The sequence below is a fragment of the Paenibacillus lacisoli genome (assembly GCF_030580655.1).
GTDB classification, from domain to species: Bacteria; Bacillota; Bacilli; order Paenibacillales; family Paenibacillaceae; genus Paenibacillus; species Paenibacillus lacisoli.
Genome location: NZ_JAUQTB010000001.1, coordinates 24,711 through 47,852 on the forward strand (window position 1 = coordinate 24,711; position 23,142 = coordinate 47,852).

Genomic DNA, 23,142 nt, shown 5'->3' on the forward strand with positions numbered 1-23,142 from the left:
ACAAACGAAATGAAGATCAGCTACCCTCATGCTCGACTGTAAGTCCGGCTAATCTCGAATTGTATTGGAAATTGAAATCGTAGATGCCGTCGTCCCTATTATGTGAGACTTCATGCGTTGGGTAAGAGGGTAGCCACTTAGAAGGTCTAGAAAAAGCTTGTTCTTATTAGCTGAACCGCTTGATATCGCTTACTGGAGAGATGCCGAACAGGCGTGCATATTCCCGGCTAAATTGGGAATGGCTCTCGTAACCTACCTCAAAAGCGACATCTGCCACGTGGGTAGATTCGGTTAACAGGCGACGACGTGCTTCTTGCAATCGGATTTGCTTCTGATACTGTATCGGAGTCATGGCAGTCACTTCTTTGAAGTGACGATATAACGATGAGGAGCTCATGTTCGCCTGCTCAGCTAATTCTTCGATGCGCAGCGGATGGTTGTAATCCCTTTTGATCCGCTCGACCACCTCTGCAATGGAGGCGTAATTGCTTCCAGCCATAGCAATCTGCTTGAACACATCTCCTTGATTATCGCTAAGGAGTCTGTAAATAATCTCACGTATGACGAGGGGCGCCAGTGCCGGAATGTCCTTCGGCGTCTCTAACAGGCCTACTAGTCTCACTGTTGCATCGAGAAGAGCATTATTCATTTTGCCTACGTATAGCCCTCTGTGGTATCTATTAGTGCTATCGGGAAGTAATTCAGTCTCCTTCATGATCTGATAGATTTGGCTGGCCTCTAAATCTAGACGAATCGCTAAGTAGGGAGATTCAGGAGAGAGCTGAGTGGCCCGGCCGGTTATGGGTACATCCAAGGACACCGCGAGGTAATCGGACACCCCGTATCGGTAGTGCTCATCGGCGAGAATGATAACCTTCTCGCCTTGTGCAACAATGCATAGCGAAGGTTTTTGAATTCTGCATATCGGAACCTCAGAGTAGGAATCGCGAACCAGATGCAAAGAGGGGATCAGAGTAGCGTGGTCGCCATCTGCACCTGTGAACTTCTCAACGAGTTGCGCAAGCTCCAATTGTTTATAGTATGTTTTTTGAGCGTCATCTAGCATGTGAATCCCTCCCATAACTGTGTTCCATTATAATTTTTTGAACTGTGTTTGTTAAGAGGGGTGAGAATAATAGGCAAAAGTGTGCGAGTAATAGTCTAACGGAATAAAGCCTGACAGGAGCATAATAAGGTTGTTTCAACAGACCGGCGACAACCGCAGATAACACAATAATGATTATCCATAGGAGGGGAAAATATGACACATGATAAAGTATGGTATGTGACCGGGGCTTCGAAAGGTCTGGGACTGTCCTTAGTGAAAAAATTGATTGAGCTCAACTATAGAGTCGCTGCAACTTCACGTAATATAGAAGATTTAAAGCAAGCCGTGGGTGAGGTGCCAGAGGGACAATTCCTGCCGTTGGCGGTTGATCTGACCGGAGCCGATGCGATTAAGGCCTCCGTGAACAAAACGTATGAACATTTCGGGCAAATAGATGTGGCCGTTAACAATGCAGGCTATGGCATTGGTGGTGCGATTGAGGAACTGTCGGAGAAAGAAATCATGGCTAATTTTGAAGTCAACGTATTTGCTCCAATTAATGTCATTCAAAGTGTGCTGCCCTATATGCGGAAGCAGCGATCTGGTCACATTTTCAATATCGCGTCTATCGCTGGCTTCGCTCCGCATATGGGCTGGAGCGTGTATGCAGCGACAAAGTTCTCACTAATGGGATTGACGGAGGTGCTTGCCCAGGATGTGAAATCTCTGGGGATCAAAGTGACGGTAGTAGCACCCGGAGGCTTCAGAACGGAGTTCAATAAGGCGAATTCCCTGGTTCTGTCTGCCAATAAAATTGAGGATTACAGCGAGCTTCATGCTGGGCACAACCAGTTTGTCGCGCAAGATGGAAAGCAACTTGGTGATCCTGAAAAAGCGGCAGAGGTGTTCATTGATCTGGCGGAGTTGCCAAACCCTCCGGCTCAATTGTTCATGGGCAGTGATGCTTACCGGAGAGCGTCTGAGAAGTTGGTTCAATTGCGCGAAGAACTGGAAGCGAACAAGGACGTCAGCTTCCGAACTGATTTTGAATAAGCAGGACCACTATTCTTTGAAGAAGGAAAGCTATTCTACAGCCGGCCAGAATGAACTCCATAATACATGAATCGGTACAAGTTCATGTCCTGAGTCAAGAACATGAACTTGCAAAGTATTATTTAAATGTGTAGATTGACACAAAGGAACCCTTTTAAGAAATCCTTATTTTGTAAGGTTTCTTTTTATTTATGAGGGGGAATTGTGTCATTTTTTTGTGACACAATTCCCCCTTTTTGTTTGGAGATTAACGCAAATGTCCCTTTATGTTCAACGGAAGTGACACAAATGCTCTCTTATGCTCAACGGAAGCGACTTAAATCTCTGCTTGTAATTCAGCGGTAAAGAAATTTGATTGGAGATTCACTATACTTCCTGAAAGGTCTTTAACAAACATCACGAATTAGTTTATTAATAAACAAACCGAGTTTAATTAACCATTGTAATGAATTTTAACAACTTTATAATTATAGACATATGATCATTAATTTATCAATGTTATTTATCATTTGTAACAGGATATGAAAATCAGTGTGTATTCCAATGGCATTCGATAATCTGTTTTTACTGTAGTGAACAGAAACAAAAGCAAGGAATCCTTAAATGAAAAATATGGTATTTGGAAATACTTGTTTTGATGTTTCTAATTTTATCCTCACTTGCATGGTTTTGGTTTGATTAATCAAATTGAACCATCTGCAAAGTGAGTGAATTCTAGAATATAAATGAGGAGGCAATACAATGAAAGACGTTGTACTTTGGACTGGTGCCGGACAAATTGGCATGGCAATAGCTAGAAGAATCGGGTTTGGTAAGAAAATCATTATTGGTGATAAGAACCTAGAGAATGCTAGGGCTACTACGAAAATTATTAATAAAGCTGGATTTGATGCGGTACCTGTCGAAACGGACATTTCTTCCAAAGAATCCATATTAAATTTCATTGCAGAAGGTCAAAAATATGGTGAAATTACTGATTTTATCAATGCAGCCGGAGTGTCACCTAGTCAGGCAACTATAGAAGTGATTTTGAAGGTAGATTTGTACGGAACTGCAGTATTGTTAGAGGAAGTTGGTAAGGTCATAGCTCCTGGAGGAGTCGGTGTGACAATTTCCAGTCAGTCTGGACATAGAATGCCTCAATTAGGAACTGAAATTGATGAGCAGCTTGCAACGACACCAACCGAAGAACTACTTAATTTAGAAGTCCTTAAACCAGAAAATATCCAGGATACGTTGCATGCTTATCAACTGGCGAAACGCTGCAATGTTAAGCGTGTTATGTATGAATCTATTCGCTGGGGAGAAAAAAAAGCTCGTATCAACTCCATTTCTCCAGGAATTATCGTAACACCACTGGCAATAGACGAGTTCAATGGTCCAAGAGGAGAGTTCTATAAAAATATGTTTGCCAAGTGCCCTGCTGGACGTCCAGGAACAGCTGATGAGGTTGCAAATGTGGCTGAGTTGCTGATGATGCCACATGGAGCTTTCATTACTGGTTCTGACTTTTTAATCGACGGGGGAGCAACAGCTTCTTATTTTTACGGACCACTAAAACCAGAGGAATAAAGAATGTCCCTTAAAAAGCTGATTCAATTAGAAATGAGGCATTTAATCGGATGCCCCAAAATATTAATGGAAGTTCAAAATAAGGGGAAATGACATTGGAAAAGCCATATATTATCTGCCACATGGTCACTTCATTGGATGGGAAAATCATTGGAGATTATTTAAAAGTGGAACGGGCAGCATATTTTACAGAAGAATATGAAGAAATTCATGGAAGGTACGAAAGTAAAGCCTGGATGTGTGGCAGGGTTACGATGGAGGAACACTTTACTTTCGGACATAAATATAAAAAGATAGGTATTTCTTACATTTTCGGCGGAAAAGAACGATTAAACTTTCGTCTAGTAGTTGGAAAACTAAAAAAGTTATTAAAGATCGATAATTTAATGCTAGAAGGTTGAGGTTATTTAAATGGTTCCTTTTAAATGAAGGATTAATTGATATATTAAGCCTCGTATTAGTTCCAATCGCAGATGCAGCTTCTAACTCTGTTACGCTATTTGAAACGAGTCCTTATCTTAATAAAACCCATCCAGTAAATTTCTATTTAAAAGACATAAAAAAACTGGTTAAAACAAAAGTGTTTTATTCTGTCTCAGATCGTCCAAATAGTGCCGGACTTTCCCGAAAACACATTGTGAGCCAAATTGATAATAGTCTCAAGAGACTTGGAACGGATCATGTGGACCTATACCAAATTCACCGTTGGGATGAGAATACTCCCATTCAAGAAACTATGGAGGCTCTTCATGATGTTGTGAAATCCGGTAAAGCACGTTATATAGGTGCTTCAACAATCTATGCTCGGCAGTTCCCTAAAGCACAACAGGCTGCTGAACGTAACGGTTGGACCAAATTTGTGACCATGCAAAATCATTACAACCTTTTGTATCGTGAAGAAGAAAGATGTTGCCTCTTTGTAAAGAGGACAAGATAGGAGTTATGCCATGGAGTCCATTGGCGGCAGGGAGATTAGCCAGACCATGGGGAGAAATGGATGAACGAGCTAAAGTTGACGGGATAGGCAAGGCTATTTATTCAGTAACTGCTGATTCTGATAAACAAGTTGTTGAACGTGTTGAAGAAATCTCAAAAAAACGTGGGGTTCCTATGTCTCAAGTAGCACTTGCATGGCATTTGCAAAAAAATCCAGTGACCTCACCTATCGTAGGAACAACGGAGATATCGCATATTGAAGATGCAGTAGCTGCCGTTTCGCTTAGATTAACCTATGGAGAGATAAGTCTCCTGAAGAGGTATATGTACTGCATCCGGTTTTAGGCATGACGTTCTAATATAAAAATTAGCATGCATTTATGAGAGAAGGAGATCATAGTATGAAAAATATATTGATTCTTGGCGCAAGCGGTGGGATCGCACGTATTGCGATTGATTTGTTCCTTAATGAAGATGATATTAAGCTAACCCTCTTTTTGCGAAATTCACGAAGATTAAAAAACCTGGCCTCTGAGCGTGTTCAAATCGTCGAAGGAGATGTACTGGACTTAAACAAACTTACAGAAGCCATGCATGGACAAGACGTAGTATATGCTAATTTGGCAGGAGATTTGAAAAAAATGGCCGAAAATATTGTAGAGTCTATGCATGAAGCCAATGTAAAACGTCTTATTTTCATCAGTTCTATGGGCATTTATGATGAAGTACCTGGTGAAAAATACGGAAGTGTTCTAAATCCTTACAGAAACGCTGCTAAAGTGATCGAGGCTTCAGATCTTGAGTATACCATTTTAAGACCCGCCTGGTTTACCAATGCTAATGAGGTTGATTATGAGACCACACAAAAAGGTGAACCATTTAAAGGTACCTCTGTATCACGTAAAAGTGTAGCGGACCTGGTTGTTAAATTAGCAATTAATCCCGAATTAGAAGTACGCCATAGCTTAGGCGTAAACAAACCCGAATAATCGCTTAATTCGAATTAATCTTTGTGAATTGAAAAAAAGGAGTAGAAGCCACCCTAAAAGGGTGGTCTTTACTTTGAAATTATTCTTACTTAATGTGGCGAAGTAAGGCATGTATTCCCCACAAGAATCCATATTATTGGAGTGAAAGTACACATGGAAGAAGACGACCAAAGGGAACTTCTTGAAATTTATCAACAGATTGACAATGCTATGGTTTCAAAAAACACTGAAGCACTGGAAATCATTATAGATACAAATTATATACTGGAACACATGGGCGGTTATAAACAAAGTAAACAAGAATGGCTTGAACAAATAAAAAATGAAAAAATGAGATACATCAAGACAATGCCACAAAAAGCCTCATTTAAGATAAAAGGTAATAGAGCGACTCTCACTTGTAAGACAAAACTTGATGCCAAAATTTATGGGATAAGACATGTTTGGGGTATGATATTCGAAATGCATTTTGAGAAACGAGAAGATGTTTGGAAACCTGTGTATGGAAAGGCAATAAGCGTTTAATGAGCCGTAAGCAGATACGTTTTCAAATTTGGCCGATGAAAAAAACATGCCTGGTAAAATGCTTATTCACTTAAGATACACAAGGAAAGGTTATCAATTAATGAAAAGTGAACTTTACAATTAATGAAAAGTGAACTTTAGGCTAGCAAAATGGAAGCCCTAAGGAGTAATAATAACTGCTCCTTGGGGCTTCGTATTTAAATCGTTCTTTTATACAGCTGAAAAAAATCATAAGAATGTCTATTTTCTAACTGGATCTTTCTTTTTAGTTACATATTCTCTCAAGCAAAGACCCCAACTGTTTGGCTAGCTCTTGATGGGTAACAGGCCTTTGATTCGTAAACCACCATTCAACTACCCCTACATAAGAAGAAGCCAAAAATTGAACAACCAAATCCTTATTTAAACCTTGATTGATTCCCTTTGTAATATCCACTTCGTCTTTAAACTCTTCAATAAGGAAATCTTGGAATCGACTTCGGAAGTTTGTAGCACCTTTACTTGCTAGCATCATGGAGAAAAAGGAATAGTTACTTTCAAAGTATTCTGTCCAAATTTCAGATCCAGTCACAAAATCTAAATCTGCAGCTGCTTCACATCTTTCTCGAAGTTCGTTGATATGGGTTTCAATAAGTTTATCAAGCAAATCATATTTATCTAAATAGTGAAGATAAATCGTCCCCCGACTTACGTTAGCTTTATCTGAGATATCCTGAATCGTAATCTCATCGAAATTCTTTTCAGACATAAGTGTAATAATAGCTGTTTTTAAGGCTTGCTGTGTTTTAAGAATTCTTCTATCAATCTTAGGCAAATCATTCACCAAACTTTCTTTTAATGAAAAAGATCTTCTAAATCCATAAGTAAACAGTTAAGGGATCTAATATTGTACTTTTTATTAATTATAAACAGTCGTCCGATATTTTATCAATATCAATGTTTTGTAATTGCAGGGAGAACTTTTGAATGATTTTCGAATTTTATATGAGTTATTAAACAAATTGCTTTGATTATTTTATTAATGTACAAAATAGTCCAAATTAACAATAGAAAAGTAATTTAAAAGCATTATAATAATAGACGTTATATCAATAAAATATAAATGAATAATAAGTTACGGACCTAACTCAGTTTTATGGGGTTCGAACTATTCGAAGAAAGGGTTGTGAAAACTTTATGTGTAACCATCATACAAACATAACGACTCGCGTTCTTAGTGTCCCAAGTGCAAAGGCGCCATTTGAACAATCGACAATATCCCGTAGAGATTTGCGACCAGATGATGTGTTGATTGATATTAAATATTGCGGCATCTGCCATTCTGATATTCACAATGCTCATAACGATTTTGGTAGTGGCGTGTTCCCGATGGTACCCGGTCATGAGATTGCAGGTGTTGTTTCTGCTGTAGGTAGTGATGTGACTAAATTTGCTGTTGGAGATCGGGTGGGTGTTGGATGCTTTGTTGACTCTTGTGGAGAATGCGAATTCTGCCGTAGAGGGGAGGAGCAATTTTGCACAAAAGGTGTGACTGTGGTTTTTAACTCAGTTGGTTATGACGGAGAACTAACTTATGGTGGATACAGCCAAAAAATCGTTGTAAAAGACAAGTTTGTTGTCCGAATCCCAGATGGCTTGAAATTGGATGTAGCAAGCCCGCTGCTTTGTGCAGGTATTACCACCTACTCACCTTTGAAGCATTGGAATACCGGACCAGGTAAGAGAATTGCCGTTTTGGGTATGGGAGGGCTTGGCCACCTGGCCGTTCAGTATGCGCATAAGATGGGTGCGGAAGTCACTGTTCTGAGTCACAGTCTGAACAAAAAAGAGGAGGCATATAAATTCGGTGCTGAGCGATATTATGTGACAACGGATCCTGCAACATTTACAGAACTGGCAGGTCAATTTGATCTGATTATTAATACCGTTTCTGCAAACATCGATGTGGATGCCTTTTTATCCATTCTTACGGTAGATGGAGCACTTGTTAATCTGGGTCTCCCTAACAAGCCCGACCAATATAACGTGTTCTCCTTATTTGCAGGACGCCGGAGTATTACAGCATCAAACGTTGGCGGTATCAGAGAAACACAAGAAATGCTGGATTTCTCGGCAGAACATGATGTTACTTCAATGATTGAAGTTATTAGAGCTGACCAAGTAGATGAGGCATATGAACGAGTTTTGAATAGTGATGTGCGATACCGCTTTGTCATTGATATGGAAACTTTGTAAGCGAAAATGGGGAAGAGGGTCATGCCTAGTGGCCCGTTCCCAAAAGCTTATAGTTTTTAATTAACAATTCACTGGATTTTGTTCATTAATATAAAATATGCGGCCAATTGACTAGTAATCGAGCGGACTCTTGAGAATAACCAATACCACAGTTGGTTAATTTAGACGAAGGAGTGGAAAAGAAATGAAGAGGGTCTTAATTTTAGGGGCGAATGGGCAAGTTGCTCGGGAAGCCATTGACCTGTTCCTAAAGGAAACGGATGCTCAGCTAACTTTGTATCTTCGTAATTCGAGCAGGTTGCAAATAACAGATGCCAATCGGGAACGTGTAATTGAAGGTGATGTCAACGACTTGGCCAAATTGAAGGAAGCCATGGTAGGACAAGATGTGGTTTATGTAAATTTGGGAGGTTCTGATATCGTTCGAAAAACGCAAAACATCATCCTGGCTATGGATGAATTGCAAGTGAAAAGAGCAATTTTTATCAATATTTTAGGAATCTATGGCGAAGTTCCTGGCGAGTTTGGAAAATGGAATAGACAGATGGTTGGCAGCGGCATTGAAACTTGGCGAAAAGCAGCAGACCTGATTGAAGAATCCAACCTCGATTATTCAATTTTACGATGTACTTGGTTTACGAATAAAAACGAAATCGATTATGAGCTGACCGAAAAGGGAGAACCCTTAACAGGCACAGAAATATCACGAAAAAGTATCGCTTCCTTGGTAGTCAGACTAGCTGAATCGGAGGACTTTGGAATACGCAAAAGTTTAGGAGTAAGCAAACCATATTCTTCAGGCGATAAACCGACATTTTACTAAAACCAGAAAGGAGGAATAAACCATGAAACTTACAGAGTCAGCGCAACAGTATCACGAAAAAATGTTCCCCGGCTATAAATCCACATTTCTCGATACTGATCCTGAATTTATTGAGCGTTTTGACAATTTTGCATTTGATGAGGTTGTCAATCAGGGCAAATTGGATGAGCGGACGCGTATGATGGCCATTCTATCGGTTCTACTTGGTTGTCAAGGGATTGAAGAATTTAAAGCGATTCTGCCGGCCGCGCTCAACTTTGGCGTTACTCCGGTAGAAGTGAAAGAGATTGTGTATCAATCCGCTGCTTATCTTGGCATTGGGAGAGTCTTTCCTTTTTTCCACGCGGTGAATGAGATCTTGACTGCCCGAGGCATTAAATTGCCTTTAGAAGGACAAGCGACGACAACTATGGAAAGCCGGCTGGAAGCAGGAATTCAGGCCCAAGTAGACATATTCGGAGAAAGTATGCGTGACTTTTGGAAATCCGGACCCGAGGTGAGCCGTCACATCAATCACTGGCTGGCAGCGAACTGCTTCGGAGATTACTACACGCGCAAAGGTCTCGATTACAAGCAAAGAGAAATGATCACTTTTTGCTTTTTGCTTGCTCAGGGAGGGTGTGAGTCGCAGTTAACAAGCCATGCTGCGGCCAATATGAGGCTTGGAAACGAAAAGCCGTTTCTGATTGAAGTCATCTCCCAATGCCTACCCTTCATCGGATATCCGAGAAGTTTGAATGCTCTTCGTTGTGTAAATGAAGCAACGGCAAAGTCAGAATAAGGAGGAAGTTGCATGAGTACACGGACTTGGCTAATTACAGGGGTTAGCAGCGGGTTTGGCTATGAGATGACCAGGCTGCTGCTTGAGAAGGGGGAGAAGGTCATTGGAACGGTCCGTAAAAGGGATAAGGTCATCAGCCTGATCGAGCAGTATCCGGATACTTTTATTTGCGAACTGCTTGATGTCACGGATGTTCCGGCTATCCGGAAATTAGTCGACCGTTCTTTTGAAAAGTTCGGCCGTATTGATGTAATTGTGAGTAACGCAGGGTATGGTCTCTTTGGAGCGGCTGAAGAATTATCCGACGAGCAGGTCGATCATATTATCGCTACGAACCTAACAGGCTCCATCCAGCTCATCCGTTCCTCCCTTCCTCATCTGCGTACCCAGGGCGGCGGCCGAATTATACAGATGTCTACCTATGGCGGGCAGGTGGCCTTTCCAGGTAACTCCTTGTACCATGCCACCAAGTTTGGCATAGAAGGTTTTTGTGAGTCGGTCGTCCAAGAAGTTGCACCTTTTAACATCGGAGTTACTTTGGTGGAACCAGGGGGGGCTCGTACGGAATTCCGTTATGGCAGCGCGCAAGTGGCTAAGCTTATGTCAGAATATGATAGAAATCCCGCACACGGCTTTTTGAAAATGTTGGACGCTTCTAATGGCCTAGCTCCTGGTGATCCGGTTCGTATGGCTGAACGTATCATTGAGAGTGTGGACCAAGAACCCGCTCCTATGCGAATGGTCCTTGGTTCTCAAGCGTTGGCAGTAACTCTTTCAACATTGAAAGCCCGTGTGGCTGACTTTGAAGGACAGATTGACTTGGCTGCTTCCACTGATTTTCCTTCAGGAGAATAAACAAGAAAACAATAAAGCAAAGCCCTATAGAACGGCTCAATCCAATATGGAAAATGAACATCTCAGCAATGGCGCTGTTTTTCCATAATTAAGAAAATTCAATATCAGGAAGAGGGCGAATCCATCCGATTGCTCACAACGGGAGATGTCGTAATATCTCGCCTAACGTAAAACATTGGCATGGTGCAACTAAAAATAGTTGTTTTGTTCATCTTGCCATGACACCTGGTGATACAGAGTGGTTCGAATCGGTCGAGGATGAATGGTTTGATCTATTGTAGTGATAGGTCCAGCGGGTCTTTGAATCCGTTATCTCCACAAGATATTAGACAGATATTTAATATTTATTCATTAATATACAAATTATGTACATTTAACAATTGAACACCAAAATTATACTTTTATAATAAGAGTCATCAAGTAGATTACTTATAATTGGAAATGGAGTTTTACTAATGGAATACATTAAATTTGGCAACACAGGGATGGACGTTTCGCGCATTTGTCTAGGTTGTATGAGTTTTGGGGAGGTACAGCCTGGAGGGCATCAATGGGTTCTAAATGACGAGCAGAGCCGGCCGATTATCAAAAGAGCTCTTGAACTCGGCATCAATTTTTTTGATACAGCAAATCTATATGCTGGCGGTACAAGTGAAGAAATTGTTGGACGAGCTCTGAAAGATTATGCGAATCGGGATGAAATTGTTCTTGCTACCAAGGTGTGGGGACGCATGCATCAAGGTCCTAACGGGGCGGGGCTTTCTCGAAAGGCTATCATGAGTGAAATCGATAAAAGTTTGAAAAGACTAGGAACCGATTATGTGGATCTCTATATTATTCACCGCTGGGATTATGATACTCCTATTGAAGAAACCATGGAAGCCCTGCATGACGTCGTGAAATCAGGAAAGGCAAGATATATTGGCGCATCTGCCATGTATGCCTGGCAATTCCAGAAAGCGCAGCATGTAGCAGAGAAACAAGGCTGGACACGTTTTGTATCCATGCAAAATCATCTTAATCTGATCTACCGTGAAGAGGAAAGAGAAATGATGCCGCTTTGCAAGGATCAGAAAATTGCGGTAACCCCTTACAGCCCATTGGCATCAGGGAGACTGATTCGGGATTGGTCTGAAACCACCAATCGGTCGGAAACTGATGTAGTTCAAAAATCAAAATATGACGCGACCGCTGATGTTGATCGACTAATTGTTGAGCGTGTAGCATCCGTTGCCGAGAAACACGATGTGCCGCGTAGCCACATTGCACTAGCCTGGCTGCTGCAGAAAGAGTCGGTTGCTGCCCCTATTGTAGGTGTTACAAAAATGGCTCAACTTGAAGAATCTATAGCCGCATTATCTGTAAAGTTAACTCCAGAAGAAATCTCATTCCTAGAAGAAGCATATGTTCCTCACCCGGTAGTAGGTGCACAGTAATGCCTCAATGAATTCACTTAACATCAATATTGGTTTTTATCAACGAAAGATGAAAATGGAGGAATAAATAATGGAGTATGTAACATTAAATAATGGCATCAAAATGCCTATTCTAGGCTATGGCGTATATCAAATTCCTGATCAAGAAGAGTGTGAAAAGTGTGTACTTGATGCTATTCATGTAGGTTATCGTTCGATTGATACGGCACAAGCGTACCGAAATGAGGAAGCTGTAGGCCGTGCATTAAAGAAAAGTGGTATCGTTCGGGAAGAATTTTTCATTACAACGAAAGTTTGGATCTCTAACGCAGGCTATGAAAAAGCGAAGGCTTCCATAGAGGAATCCATGAGAAAACTGCAGCTCGATTATCTGGACTTAGTTCTAATCCACCAGCCGTTTAATGATTATTACGGAACGTATCGTGCGATGGAAGAACTCTATAAGGCGGGTAAAATCAAAGCTATCGGCGTAAGCAACTTTTATCCGGACCGTTATATCGATTTGGCTCAGTTCAGCGAAGTGGTTCCAGCTGTCAACCAGGTCGAAACTCATGTGTTTAACCAACAGGTTAGAGCACAAGAAATTATGAAGAAATACAATACCCAGATCGAATCTTGGGGACCTTTTGCAGAAGGGAAGAACGATTTCTTTACAAATCCAACCTTGCAGGAAATCGGCACAAAATATAACAAATCGACTGCCCAAGTCGCTTTGCGCTTTTTGATTCAAAGAGGCGTAGTGGTCATCCCTAAAACGGTCAATAAAGAGCGAATGGAACAAAACTTTAATGTGTTTGATTTTGAGCTAAACTCAGAAGACATGGAAAAAGTAACTGCACTTGATACAGGGGAAAGCTTATTTTTCTCACACTATGATCCTCAAACCGTCGAGTTTCTTACCGATTATGGGAAAAAGGGCTTGGAATAAATATAATTTGCCGGTACAGCAGTTATTTTAAGAAGAAAGGAGTAGGTTCAGGTGAAAAAAAGAGTGCTTGGAAGAGACCTTGAGGTTTCTTCGATTGGGCTGGGATGCATGGGCATGAGCCATGCCTATGGCCCGCCAGCAGATAAAGCCGAAATGATCAAACTGATTCACCAGGCAGTAGATCTGGGAATCACCTTTTTTGATACAGCTGAAGTATATGGCCCCTATGACAATGAAGAGCTTGTAGGCGAAGCCTTAAAGGAAATTCGAAATAACGTGGTCATTGCTACCAAATTCGGCGTTAGCTTTGATCGTGGACAGAGTGGTGAATTGCTCACGGACAGCAGACCAGAGACGATCCGTAAGGCGGTAGAAGGTTCTCTTAAACGTTTGAATACTGATCATATTGATCTGTATTACCAGCATCGAGTGGATAAAAAAGTTCCAATTGAAGAAGTAGCAGGCGTAATAAGGGAGCTCATAAAGGAAGGTAAAATTACACACTGGGGCATGTCTGAAGCCGATGCTGATGAAATTAGACGAGCCCATGCCGTATGCCCGGTTACCGCCATTCAAAGCAGATATTCCATGATGAGCCGACAGAAAGAAGTGGAGACATTCCCAACAGTGGAAGAACTGGAAATTGGGTTTGTGGCTTTCAGCCCGCTTGCTAATGGTTACTTGTCTGGACAATATGATAAAAACTCTCAGTTTGAAAGTAGTGAGGAGAAAGGACTGGACTACAGAAGTTTCTTACCTCAATTCAAACCGGAAAATATGGATGCCAACCAAGCCCTTATTGATTTAATTAACCGTTATGCAGCAGAAAAAGAAGCCACTGCGGCTCAAATCTCTCTTGCTTGGGTGTTGGCTCAAAAGCCTTACATCGTGCCAATTCCAGGTACCCGTAAACCGGAACGTCTAATTGAAAATAGACGTTCTGCGGAGGTGATTCTATCTGTAGAAGAACTAAGCCAAATTAATAATGCATTATATGAGCTTACCATTGTTGGTGAATTTCTGGGCAGCCGAGCTAATTAACAAAAATAATGTTTCCATAAAGGTAGGAGATTGTGAATGTATGAAAGCAAATATAATGTACGCAGCGGGTGATGTTCGGGTAGAAGAAATCCCTGTTCCAAAACTGCTGAAGCCAACGGATGCCATTTTTAAAAGTGCTTGTTGCCTGCATGTGCGGAAGCGATCTGCATCCTTAATTTGAGCAATTGGTTGAAATCCTTGCCGACAATTAATAAGAAATAGAATTAACGGCAGCCAATCAATCTGGTTGCCGTTTTCCTAAAGGGAATCCAAGGTAACATTATACATAATAATTTGAATACATATGTACAAAATACGGGTTTTGTGAACATGTATATAAGAAAACCGCCGGAGGTTGCTGTTTAACCACTGAACCGGCGATTTCTAATCCATTTTACAGGATTGATTTAAATGCGTATCGGATCACATCTCCCCGGCTAACAATACCGACCAACACGCCGTTTCTTTCAACGGGCAGCTTCTTAATATGTTTTTTGCCAAGCGTGGCTGCGATTTTATCAATTTCTTCGTCCCAATCAATTTTGATGACTTTTTTCTGAGCAATCATCATTACATTCATTTTTAGCAATTTCTGTAAACGTCCTTCGAAATTATCATGGTCGCCTTGAATGACATATAAATAATACAATGAATCGATAACGCGATCCTCATGTCTTCCAATGTAACGCATAATATCTCCGTCACTAATATAACCTGTAATCTCATTACGCTCGTTCACAACGGGCAGCCCGCTGATCCTGTACTTAAGAAACTTTTCAATTACATTCTGCACGGTATCACTTTCTTTAACTTTATAGACCTGGGTAATCATCATTTCATGGGCTTTCATAAGCCGATAACCTCCCGATAAAGATATGAAAGTTTCTATACAAGGTTTTACAAGTTTTCTCGATGACACGGTTATGTATACTCATAATATATGTTCCTTGAAATAAGCTGTGCGGGCTCCCTCCTATGTCAACCATTATATAATGATTCTCTAATATCTGGAAGTGAAGAACTGGAAGCCAAAGCAACCGCTCTCTTGGCTTCCAGTTCAATTTACTACTGTAATTTAAGCTTCGCTACCGCTCTTGACCGACTGTAATTCTTCATTCTGGTCCAGTAATGCAGCGTTCATGCCATTCAGGAAGGCCAAAGCGCTTGCCTTAATGATATCTGTATCCATTGCACGTCCGGAATACGTTTTGCCCTGGTACTCCAGCTGGATATTGACACGGCCGATTGCTTCTTTCCCTCTTGATATGCTGTTAATTTTGTAATGCTGTAAGGTGATATCCAGACCAGACAGCTCCCGGATCGCGCCGTACAAGGCATCAATAGGACCATCTCCGATAGCACTGCCTCTTAATGAAAAACCTGCTTTCTTCAGTTCAACGGCTGCTGTGGGATGAACCTCATTCGTAACGACCTGGAAGGATCCGAGCTCATAAAGTGGAACAGCCGCATTCCGGCATTCAAGCTGCCCGCTGACCAAGAAGAAGACATCATGATCATAGACCTCTTTTTTCAAATCTGCCAAAGCCAGAAACTTCTCGAACAAGTGCTCAAAGTGACTGTCATCCGGATAAAAACCTAACCGTTCCACCGCATTTCGAAAAGCATGACGTCCGGAACGAGCAGTCAGAATCAGCTCCATACTCTCCAATCCTACATCTGCGGGCGACATAATCTCATATACATTCTTATCCTTCAGCAATCCGTCCTGATGAATACCGGAGGAATGAGCAAATGCGTTATCACCGGTAATCGCCTTATTTACCTGCACATCCAGTCCTGTCAGATAGGTTAATAATTTGGAAGTACGCACCAGCTCGGTGGTTTCGATTTGGGTTGAGCACTGATAACGATCTTCCCTGACTTTGAGGGCCATGACCACTTCCTCTAGAGATGTATTGCCTGCCCGCTCACCTAGACCATTAATGGTACATTCGACTTTCTGGGCCCCGTTCTTAATAGCACTTAAAGTGTTTGCTGTGGCCATACCCAGGTCGTTATGACAGTGCACACTGAGAATGACGCTATCATCCAGATTGCGCAGACGATCATTAATCTTACGAATCAATTCTCCGAATTCTTCTGGCTCAGCAAAACCAACCGTATCCGGAATATTGATCATCGTTGCTCCTGCCCGCACAACGGCCTCAATCGTCGACCACAAGTATTCAAACTCGGATCTCGAAGCATCTTCAGTCGAATATTGAACATTTGGCAGCAGGTTTCTTGCATATTTTACGGCGTCTACCCCCATCTGAAGAACAGCATCCCGTGAGCGGTTCAACTTCTTCTCAACATGGATATTTGAAGTTCCAAGCACAATATGGATCAAAGGGTGCTGTGCAATGCGTACACTCTCATAGACGGCATCAATATCGCTGCGAACCGCCCGGGCGAGTGCTGTGATTCCGATTTGGTCCCCTACACTTCGTGCCACTTCCTGAACAGCCTGAAAATCACCGCTTGAGGAGGATGGAAAACCCGCCTCAATCATATCCACCTTCAGCCGTTTCAGTTGCTGGGCAAATTCCACCTTTTGCTGTACATTCAACTTGGCTCCCGGCACTTGTTCCCCATCTCGCAGCGTTGTATCCAATACGATGATTTTACGCATGTCTCGCTTCCCCTCCAAATGATGAATACTTAAATTTATGTCAAGCGGGGTTGATTAAACCCGGAATTTAATCAACACAAAAACCCCGTCTCTGTTATAGAGACGAGGTTGAACCCGCGGTACCACTCTAATTCATTTGGCATTCCTGCCAAACAATCTTTGTTCGATGGCTGTCACCATCTATCCTTGTAACGGCGGAATCCCGGCATACCCTACTGATCAGGCAGCTGTTCATAGATGAGTTCAAAGTTATCGACACTACCGCCTTGCACCCACCGGCGGCTCTCTGAAAGGTCATCCAACTTCTACTATTTCTAATCATTACATTTGCAGATTTGAAATTATGGTTATTATATCCAGACATCATATCTCTGTCAACCTTAATTCACATTTAGGGTATCCTCGCACCATTCATTTAAACAAGCATTTACCAGCTCGCCTTGGCTATGCCAGGGATTTGTCCCCGGTGTGCTAACTCGCGAAAAGCGATTCGGGATATTTTGAATTTACGCAGATAGCCTCTGGGACGGCCTGTCAGTTCACACCGATTCTTCAGCCGGGTTGGTGACGCATCACGCGGAAGCTTCTGCAAGGCCAGATAATCCCCTTTAGCATGCAGTTCCCTGCGTAGCTCAGCATAACGGCTTACGGTTGCTTGTCTCTGTTTTTGCTTCACGATTTTTGATTTCTTAGCCATTCCTTTAGCCTCCCTCTTATATTATGAAGTTTGAACAGGCCATGGGAGTGGATTGTTAAAGTGGTTCCATTCCATAGGCATCTCTTCATCCGACAGCAGACATTGATCCAGAGACAGCTCCAGCCGCTCACGATCCATCTGAATCCCGATCAGGACGATCTCAGTCATCCGGTCACCCCATTCTGGGTCCCAACGCTTCAGGACTTCGGGTTCTTCCTTCAAAATCAACTCCTGGTCAGCCTTAGGCAGAGATGCTACCCAATAACCAGCAGGCCCGAACTGAATGGAGGATCCTGCCTGGCTTAGTGTTGCAGCAATATCTCCAGCTGCAGCCAGCCAGACGAACCCTTTGGCACGCACAACCTCTTCCGGCCATTCATTCATAAATTCTGCAAGGCGAGCCGGGTGAAAGGGTCTTCGTCTGCGGTATACCCAGGACCCGATACCATACTCCTCGGTTTCAGGCGTATGGGATTCTTTGTTAAGCTCCTGTATCCAACCGGCGGATGAACGGATGCGCTCAAAATCGAACAAACCGGTGTTTAATATCTCCGAAGGATGAATCTCTCCGTGTACCGTACGAATCAGCTTGGCTGTCGGCTGAAGCTTGCGGAGTACACGTTCAAGCTTGCGAAGTTCATTTTCTTCGACGAGATCACATTTGTTTAACAGCAGTACGTCACAGGTCTCAATTTGGTCGATAAGAAGATCAACGACATCACGCAGATCCTCTTCAACCACATCTTCTGCCCGGTCCAGCAAACATTGTCCTGAAGCAAAATCATGCCAAAAGCGGTTCGCATCCACAACGGTTACCATACAATCCAGTCTGGCAATTCCCGTCAAGTCAATCCCTGATTCTTCATCTGCGTATGTAAAGGTTTGGGCTACCGGCACAGGTTCACTGATGCCAGTGGATTCAATAAGGATATAATCAAATCGCCCTTCTTGAGCAAGGTTCTGCACTTCTCTCAAAAGATCCTCACGTAATGTACAGCAAATACAGCCGTTGGACATCTCCACCAGCTTCTCTTCCGTGCGGGACAGTGCTCCTTCACCTCGAACCAGTGAGGCATCGATATTGACTTCACTCATATCATTCACGATGACAGCCACTCGAAGGCCTTCCCGATTGTGGAGAATGTGATTTAACACCGTGGTCTTACCAGATCCCAAATATCCGCTCAATACGGTTACAGGTACAGCATATTGATTATCCATATCCTCATCTCCTTATTTTAAGCAGCTTTATGGCTGTACAATTCGTTAATAGTAATTTTTACGATTAACAATTTAAACTATATTCTTCCCTCATCCGACTTGTCAAGCTGTATTATTCAAAATAGAAAAAACGTGCTGCCAAGCAGCACGTTTTGCAAGATAAATTTCTTCAGAGTTATCTCACCCTAAGTTTGTCAAACAATCATTGAGCTTTCGCCTCGTACAGTCGCTGCAGAATCGTGACTGCCTCTGCACGGGTCACTAGTGCTGCAGGACGCAGATATCCATGATCAGCCGTCATCACACCCATCCGGGTTAAAGTATAGAACGCTTCCGCCTTCATCCCCTGTGAATCGCCGTCATATTCGTATCCCGCTGCTGTCTTATTGATGTAAAGGACCGGATAATAAGCGGAGAAATTATCATAGTAACTGGATGGCCGAACTTTAATGTCCTTGTATTGGGCTGCGGCATTCACAATTTCCTGAAGTTCGGGATGTAGTGTCTGATTCGCACGATCGGTCTTAATCGAAGCGATCATCATCACATCCCAGCGTGTTAATGGCTTATTGGGCTGAATATAAAATTGATAATTCGGATAAATCCCGCCTACTTTTTCAGCAAAGGGCCAGACATATTCTCCATTAAATACGGCAGCAAAATCGTTATGGGCCCAGTGTCTACGTGCGTCTGCAAACTCCGAAATTTTTCCTTTCGAATAATCAATTTCCGGAAAAAGCTTATGAAACATATGTACAAATTCTGCTTTCGTAATTGTCTTGTCAGGTCTGAAGGCATCCCCGTATCCGTTAACGGCTCCTTTCTCCATCATAAAACGAACAGCATCTGCAGCCCAGGCATATTTGGTGTTCTCAACATCTGAGAATGGACTTGCCGCAAATGCAGAGGAACTCGGCAGCAAAACTGCGGTTGTCAGAAGAAAAGTACCTATTAATTTTTTCAATCTTTCACTTCCTTATGATATGGATTTAGTATATTAAAACTCTTCTACACACTATGATATCGGCATCTGAGGCTGATGAGGTGAATAAGGGCAACATTACTCTATCAAATATTTAGAATAAAGCATCAAAAAGACGATCATTCAGAGATGTTCGCCTTTTGGCTAAAATTAAGAATTACAAGCTGGCCTTGAAGCATTTTTTACGAGTACGCCGCTGACTTCTTATGGAGACTCTCAGACTAACATCTACCGATGGTTTGCAGCGAGTTCTGCTGCGCTTCCTAATTTTCGTCTTTTCTTTACTTCTCCAATACACAGAATCTATGGGACCTCCCGGATAAACACTGAATTGCAATCTTTTACGATAGACCTTCCCCTTTTTCCTGACATCCAGACCGATCACGAAGCGAATCCGGCGTTTGACTGCTGCTGGTTGTTGATCACGATTTTTCAATTTTAGCTGTAATGGAAGCCAGAGTTCTTTACCTGACTCAACCTGCACAAGCGAACTCTCGGTCAGCAAAGACCTTTGTTTAATCATGTATTCACCTGTACGGTAGCTTTAACTCGATACGTGCCCGCAGCCAGGTCACCGAACAAATACAGGCCACCCTCATTGGCTCTTGTAATCTGAACCACATTTTCCACTCCGTTATTAATTGCATATAATGCGACAAGAGCACCAGGGACGGCAGCACCACTCGATGAATCGGTTATAATTCCGCTCAGTGTTCCTGTATTGGCATTTGGATCTGCAGCCAGGTTAATGTCAAGCGGAGCATATTCGGTTCCCGAAATGCCAACTGGAGCACTCTGATTAGGGAGATATCCGGAGATAGAGGACTGAACATAATAAGTACCGCTGGCCAGATTAGCAAAGAGATACTGTCCGGATGCGTTAGAAGTAACGGAACCGAGCTGGGTAATGGTTGAACCGCTTGTTTGAAACAGGTTGACTGTAGCATTATTTATGGGCTGGCTCGTGGCGTTGTCACGGACGATTCCAAAAACTGCTCCCGTTGTCGCAGCCGTATCGGTCTGCATCGTAATGGTCACCGTTGTTGAGCGACCCTGACTGACACTTAATGGGGTGCGAAGCGGCGTAAGGTACCCCGGTTCAGAAGCAGTAATAAAATAAGAACCCACCTGAATATCGGGAAATACAAACTGACCTTGAGGGTTGCTGTTCACATGCTGGATCGGTGCTCCCTGAGAATTAAATAACTGGACAGTTGCCCCTTCAATTCTTGAACCATTAGCCGCAGCTACAGTACCCTGGATCTGGCCAACCGAAGCCGCGGGCTGTGCTTGAAGCGATAAATTAACACTTTCTTCCCTATTGCCTTCCAGCACAACAGGTGCACTCTGCTGTAATTTATAACGATCTGAAATTGGCATCGGATCCCCCTCCTACCGTATACAAATCACGGTATGCGTAAGTGATCCTTTTGCTTGGACGGGTGCATAAACACAAAAAAGTGTACGCTTCATCGCACACTTTCCACACATAATATGTTTATGTTGCTTGCTAAGGCACCCATTGATTAATGGGACTTAAACCAGCCCTTTTCCTTAAAATGCTTAATGGCTTCGATCCGGTTGCTCACGTTCAGCTTGTCCAGAATAACCGATACATAGTTTCGCACCGTGCCGGTAGTTATAAAAAGCTCACTGGAAATTTCCTTTGTATTCTTGCCTTCTGCGATGAGTTCAAGGACTTCCTTTTCCCGCTCGGTCAAAGGATTCTTCTCGCCATACCCGTCATCGACCAGTTCAGAAGCATAGATGCGCCGCCCGGCCATGACGCTGCGAATCGTCTGTGCCAGCTCTTCAATCGGACTGTCTTTTAACAGATAGCCGCTGACGCCTGCCTTAAGTGCACGTTCGAAATAACCGCTGCGGGCAAAGGTCGTCAGGATAATCACTTTACAGCTGCTGTTTCCCTTCATCTCCTCCGCCGCATCCAGACCGCTCTTGGCCGGCATTTCAATATCCATAATACAGATGTCCGGCTGATGCTTGTGAACCAGCTGCAGGGCCTCCTCGCCATTACTCGCTCTGCCGATGACTTCCATATCATCCTCCAGATCGAGCAGTGAGGCCAGCGCACCAAGCAGCATACGCTGATCCTCAGCTATAATTATTCGAATCATTGCACGCTCTCCTTTGTTGGTGAGTTTAAAAGCCGGAAGCTTGAATTATACCTGCCGCTGTACCGCATTCGGTACAACAATGATTAAATCCGTTCCTTGCGAAGAATTGATCGACATACTCCCGTTGATAAATTCCAGACGCTCCCGCATTCCCCTTAACCCATTGCCATGATAGGTTCCCTGCTGCAGATGGATGCCAATTCCATTGTCTTTTACCCGCAGGACAAGTTCGGTGCGGCTGGGACGGATCGAAATATTGCATATTGTAGCCTCGCTGTGCTTGACGACATTCGTAACGGCTTCTTTCAGGCACATGCTCAGTACATTTTCAGTCATGAGTGATATATCACTTGGTTCATGCTCCCACACGATTACGGATTCGATGTCTGCTGCCTTCAAAATCTGTTCCACCCGGAACAGTTCGTCCTCCAGCCTCGTCCCGCGCATTTGAGTAACCATTTCACGCACTTCCTTCAGGGCTGTGCGTGCGGTCTGCCGGACGTCGCGCATCTCTTCCTGGGCCTGGCGGGGATTCCGGGTAATCAGTTTGCCGGCCAATTCACTTTTCAAGCCGATCAGAGAAAGCTTCTGGCCGAGCGTGTCATGCAGATCACGTGCAATCCGCTGTCGTTCTTCCAGCTTCACCAGCTCGGAGATCCGCTTATTAGCATGCTCCAGCTGGCCCTGCAGCTGATCCTGTTTATTTTTGTTATGCGTATTGACAGGAACCAGAATAACTGCGATCAGACTGATGAGTACAAATGGCAGCTGGGTAATAACGACTTCATTATTTGTAAAAAGGCTGTAGTAGATCATACCTAGTGTACTGACCAGATGTACGGTATAAAGTGTGATAAAGCCTGCTTTATTCTGAATATTCCCGATAAAGAAGGCCAGAAACAACGAGAAGTACACAAATCCGAACAACACACCCATAAGAGCGGAGATGCTAATCTGCACTCCGTACCACAGGTAGGTCTGCCACCCCTTGAAAATCAAGGAGAGCAGATTCGAACTGAAGAAAATAATAACGACCAGCACACCGAATACGACATGACCCTTGGAGAATGATCCGATGATAAAGTAAAAAGGCAATATAAAACAAACCAGCCATACATACAGATTCATGCCTGTGTTTCTGCGAAAGATATCCTGCCATTTATTCATTCGTTCACCTTTGCCATCTGAGAAAATCGGTTTTCATTTATCCCAAACATCTTGATGAGCTGGGAAAAGCGTTACTACCAGTATAT

General features: G+C 42.9%; 22 protein-coding genes, 1 pseudogene and 1 other annotated feature. Of the genes and pseudogenes, 13 read left to right on the top strand and 10 right to left on the bottom strand.

Annotated features, from left to right (window positions below; all coding sequences use genetic code 11):
- Positions 1-166: 166 nt before the first annotated feature.
- The gene (locus tag Q5741_RS00135) at positions 167-1,066 is read right to left on the bottom strand and encodes an AraC family transcriptional regulator (protein WP_305022015.1); all 900 of its coding nucleotides are present in this window, start codon (positions 1,064-1,066) and stop codon (positions 167-169) included.
- Between the two features lie 195 nt (positions 1,067-1,261).
- Between Q5741_RS00135 and Q5741_RS00140 the strand changes: the two genes are divergently transcribed.
- From Q5741_RS00140 to Q5741_RS00165, 6 genes and pseudogenes are all read left to right on the top strand, one after another.
- Positions 1,262-2,101, top strand: a complete 840-nt coding sequence (locus tag Q5741_RS00140; RefSeq protein ID WP_305022016.1) for an SDR family NAD(P)-dependent oxidoreductase — start codon at positions 1,262-1,264, stop codon at positions 2,099-2,101.
- Positions 2,102-2,842: 741 nt separating this feature from the next.
- Entirely contained in the window at positions 2,843-3,673 is an 831-nt protein-coding gene (locus tag Q5741_RS00145; protein WP_305022017.1) for an SDR family oxidoreductase, read from the top strand.
- A 95-nt stretch (positions 3,674-3,768) separates the two neighbouring features.
- Positions 3,769-4,074: a hypothetical protein gene (locus Q5741_RS00150; protein WP_305022018.1), complete on the top strand. Its 306-nt coding sequence runs from the start codon at positions 3,769-3,771 to the stop codon at positions 4,072-4,074.
- A 164-nt stretch (positions 4,075-4,238) separates the two neighbouring features.
- Positions 4,239-4,968: pseudogene (locus tag Q5741_RS00155) on the top strand (aldo/keto reductase); the annotation flags it as partial.
- Positions 4,969-5,010: 42 nt separating this feature from the next.
- Positions 5,011-5,598 carry an SDR family oxidoreductase gene (locus Q5741_RS00160; RefSeq protein WP_305022019.1) on the top strand — a complete coding sequence of 196 codons (588 nt, stop codon included), beginning with the start codon at positions 5,011-5,013 and terminating at the stop codon, positions 5,596-5,598.
- A gap of 153 nt (positions 5,599-5,751) precedes the next feature.
- Positions 5,752-6,123, top strand: coding sequence for a nuclear transport factor 2 family protein (locus Q5741_RS00165; RefSeq protein WP_305022020.1), 372 nt, complete (start codon positions 5,752-5,754; stop codon positions 6,121-6,123).
- Between the two features lie 265 nt (positions 6,124-6,388).
- On the opposite strand, the gene Q5741_RS00170 is transcribed toward Q5741_RS00165, so the two are convergent.
- A complete protein-coding gene (locus Q5741_RS00170) occupies positions 6,389-6,937 on the bottom strand; it encodes a TetR/AcrR family transcriptional regulator (protein WP_305022695.1) in 549 nt (182 codons plus the stop codon).
- A gap of 362 nt (positions 6,938-7,299) precedes the next feature.
- On the opposite strand from Q5741_RS00170, the gene Q5741_RS00175 reads away from it, so the two are divergent.
- From Q5741_RS00175 to Q5741_RS00205, 7 genes are all read left to right on the top strand, one after another.
- The gene (locus Q5741_RS00175) at positions 7,300-8,358 is read left to right on the top strand and encodes an NAD(P)-dependent alcohol dehydrogenase (protein WP_305022021.1); all 1,059 of its coding nucleotides are present in this window, start codon (positions 7,300-7,302) and stop codon (positions 8,356-8,358) included.
- Positions 8,359-8,542: 184 nt separating this feature from the next.
- Positions 8,543-9,181 (top strand): SDR family oxidoreductase, encoded by a 639-nt coding sequence (locus Q5741_RS00180; protein WP_305022022.1) that lies wholly within the window; start codon positions 8,543-8,545, stop codon positions 9,179-9,181.
- Positions 9,182-9,203: 22 nt separating this feature from the next.
- On the top strand, positions 9,204-9,962 hold the full coding sequence (locus Q5741_RS00185; protein WP_305022023.1) for a carboxymuconolactone decarboxylase family protein: 759 nt from the start codon (positions 9,204-9,206) through the stop codon (positions 9,960-9,962).
- A 12-nt stretch (positions 9,963-9,974) separates the two neighbouring features.
- Positions 9,975-10,817, top strand: coding sequence for an SDR family oxidoreductase (locus Q5741_RS00190; RefSeq protein ID WP_305022024.1), 843 nt, complete (start codon positions 9,975-9,977; stop codon positions 10,815-10,817).
- Between the two features lie 455 nt (positions 10,818-11,272).
- On the top strand, positions 11,273-12,253 hold the full coding sequence (locus tag Q5741_RS00195; protein ID WP_305022025.1) for an aldo/keto reductase: 981 nt from the start codon (positions 11,273-11,275) through the stop codon (positions 12,251-12,253).
- A gap of 70 nt (positions 12,254-12,323) precedes the next feature.
- Positions 12,324-13,181 carry an aldo/keto reductase gene (locus Q5741_RS00200; protein ID WP_305022026.1) on the top strand — a complete coding sequence of 286 codons (858 nt, stop codon included), beginning with the start codon at positions 12,324-12,326 and terminating at the stop codon, positions 13,179-13,181.
- A gap of 51 nt (positions 13,182-13,232) precedes the next feature.
- Positions 13,233-14,222 carry an aldo/keto reductase gene (locus Q5741_RS00205; RefSeq protein ID WP_305022027.1) on the top strand — a complete coding sequence of 330 codons (990 nt, stop codon included), beginning with the start codon at positions 13,233-13,235 and terminating at the stop codon, positions 14,220-14,222.
- A gap of 394 nt (positions 14,223-14,616) precedes the next feature.
- On the opposite strand, the gene Q5741_RS00210 is transcribed toward Q5741_RS00205, so the two are convergent.
- The 8 genes from Q5741_RS00210 to Q5741_RS00245 all read right to left on the bottom strand — a co-directional run bounded on the left by Q5741_RS00210 (position 14,617) and on the right by Q5741_RS00245 (position 23,056).
- On the bottom strand, positions 14,617-15,072 hold the full coding sequence (locus tag Q5741_RS00210) for a CBS domain-containing protein (protein WP_305022028.1): 456 nt from the start codon (positions 15,070-15,072) through the stop codon (positions 14,617-14,619).
- A 225-nt stretch (positions 15,073-15,297) separates the two neighbouring features.
- Complete coding sequence (locus Q5741_RS00215) at positions 15,298-16,854, bottom strand: 2-isopropylmalate synthase (protein ID WP_305022029.1); 1,557 nt, start codon at positions 16,852-16,854, stop codon at positions 15,298-15,300.
- A gap of 95 nt (positions 16,855-16,949) precedes the next feature.
- Positions 16,950-17,185 (bottom strand) — a binding site (T-box leader).
- A gap of 96 nt (positions 17,186-17,281) precedes the next feature.
- Complete coding sequence (gene rpsN / locus Q5741_RS00220; RefSeq protein WP_305022030.1) at positions 17,282-17,551, bottom strand: 30S ribosomal protein S14; 270 nt, start codon at positions 17,549-17,551, stop codon at positions 17,282-17,284.
- A gap of 21 nt (positions 17,552-17,572) precedes the next feature.
- Positions 17,573-18,772 (bottom strand): GTP-binding protein, encoded by a 1,200-nt coding sequence (locus Q5741_RS00225; RefSeq protein WP_305022031.1) that lies wholly within the window; start codon positions 18,770-18,772, stop codon positions 17,573-17,575.
- Between the two features lie 202 nt (positions 18,773-18,974).
- Positions 18,975-19,736 carry an S-layer homology domain-containing protein gene (locus Q5741_RS00230; RefSeq protein ID WP_305022032.1) on the bottom strand — a complete coding sequence of 254 codons (762 nt, stop codon included), beginning with the start codon at positions 19,734-19,736 and terminating at the stop codon, positions 18,975-18,977.
- A gap of 537 nt (positions 19,737-20,273) precedes the next feature.
- A complete protein-coding gene (locus tag Q5741_RS00235; RefSeq protein WP_305022033.1) occupies positions 20,274-21,134 on the bottom strand; it encodes an MSCRAMM family protein in 861 nt (286 codons plus the stop codon).
- Positions 21,135-21,280: 146 nt separating this feature from the next.
- Entirely contained in the window at positions 21,281-21,889 is a 609-nt protein-coding gene (locus Q5741_RS00240) for a response regulator transcription factor (protein WP_305022034.1), read from the bottom strand.
- A 45-nt stretch (positions 21,890-21,934) separates the two neighbouring features.
- Positions 21,935-23,056 carry a sensor histidine kinase gene (locus Q5741_RS00245; RefSeq protein ID WP_305022035.1) on the bottom strand — a complete coding sequence of 374 codons (1,122 nt, stop codon included), beginning with the start codon at positions 23,054-23,056 and terminating at the stop codon, positions 21,935-21,937.
- Positions 23,057-23,142: the final 86 nt, after the last annotated feature.

Coding starts and splice junctions, on each gene's coding strand:
- Q5741_RS00135 (WP_305022015.1), bottom strand. CDS start 1,066: ATGCTAGATGACGCTCAAAAAACATACTATAAACAATTGGAGCTTGCG.
- Q5741_RS00140 (WP_305022016.1), top strand. CDS start 1,262: ATGACACATGATAAAGTATGGTATGTGACCGGGGCTTCGAAAGGTCTG.
- Q5741_RS00145 (WP_305022017.1), top strand. CDS start 2,843: ATGAAAGACGTTGTACTTTGGACTGGTGCCGGACAAATTGGCATGGCA.
- Q5741_RS00160 (WP_305022019.1), top strand. CDS start 5,011: ATGAAAAATATATTGATTCTTGGCGCAAGCGGTGGGATCGCACGTATT.
- Q5741_RS00165 (WP_305022020.1), top strand. CDS start 5,752: ATGGAAGAAGACGACCAAAGGGAACTTCTTGAAATTTATCAACAGATT.
- Q5741_RS00175 (WP_305022021.1), top strand. CDS start 7,300: ATGTGTAACCATCATACAAACATAACGACTCGCGTTCTTAGTGTCCCA.
- Q5741_RS00180 (WP_305022022.1), top strand. CDS start 8,543: ATGAAGAGGGTCTTAATTTTAGGGGCGAATGGGCAAGTTGCTCGGGAA.
- Q5741_RS00185 (WP_305022023.1), top strand. CDS start 9,204: ATGAAACTTACAGAGTCAGCGCAACAGTATCACGAAAAAATGTTCCCC.
- Q5741_RS00190 (WP_305022024.1), top strand. CDS start 9,975: ATGAGTACACGGACTTGGCTAATTACAGGGGTTAGCAGCGGGTTTGGC.
- Q5741_RS00195 (WP_305022025.1), top strand. CDS start 11,273: ATGGAATACATTAAATTTGGCAACACAGGGATGGACGTTTCGCGCATT.
- Q5741_RS00200 (WP_305022026.1), top strand. CDS start 12,324: ATGGAGTATGTAACATTAAATAATGGCATCAAAATGCCTATTCTAGGC.
- Q5741_RS00210 (WP_305022028.1), bottom strand. CDS start 15,072: ATGAAAGCCCATGAAATGATGATTACCCAGGTCTATAAAGTTAAAGAA.
- Q5741_RS00215 (WP_305022029.1), bottom strand. CDS start 16,854: ATGCGTAAAATCATCGTATTGGATACAACGCTGCGAGATGGGGAACAA.
- rpsN (WP_305022030.1), bottom strand. CDS start 17,551: ATGGCTAAGAAATCAAAAATCGTGAAGCAAAAACAGAGACAAGCAACC.
- Q5741_RS00225 (WP_305022031.1), bottom strand. CDS start 18,772: ATGGATAATCAATATGCTGTACCTGTAACCGTATTGAGCGGATATTTG.
- Q5741_RS00235 (WP_305022033.1), bottom strand. CDS start 21,134: ATGCCAATTTCAGATCGTTATAAATTACAGCAGAGTGCACCTGTTGTG.
- Q5741_RS00240 (WP_305022034.1), bottom strand. CDS start 21,889: ATGATTCGAATAATTATAGCTGAGGATCAGCGTATGCTGCTTGGTGCG.
- Q5741_RS00245 (WP_305022035.1), bottom strand. CDS start 23,056: ATGAATAAATGGCAGGATATCTTTCGCAGAAACACAGGCATGAATCTG.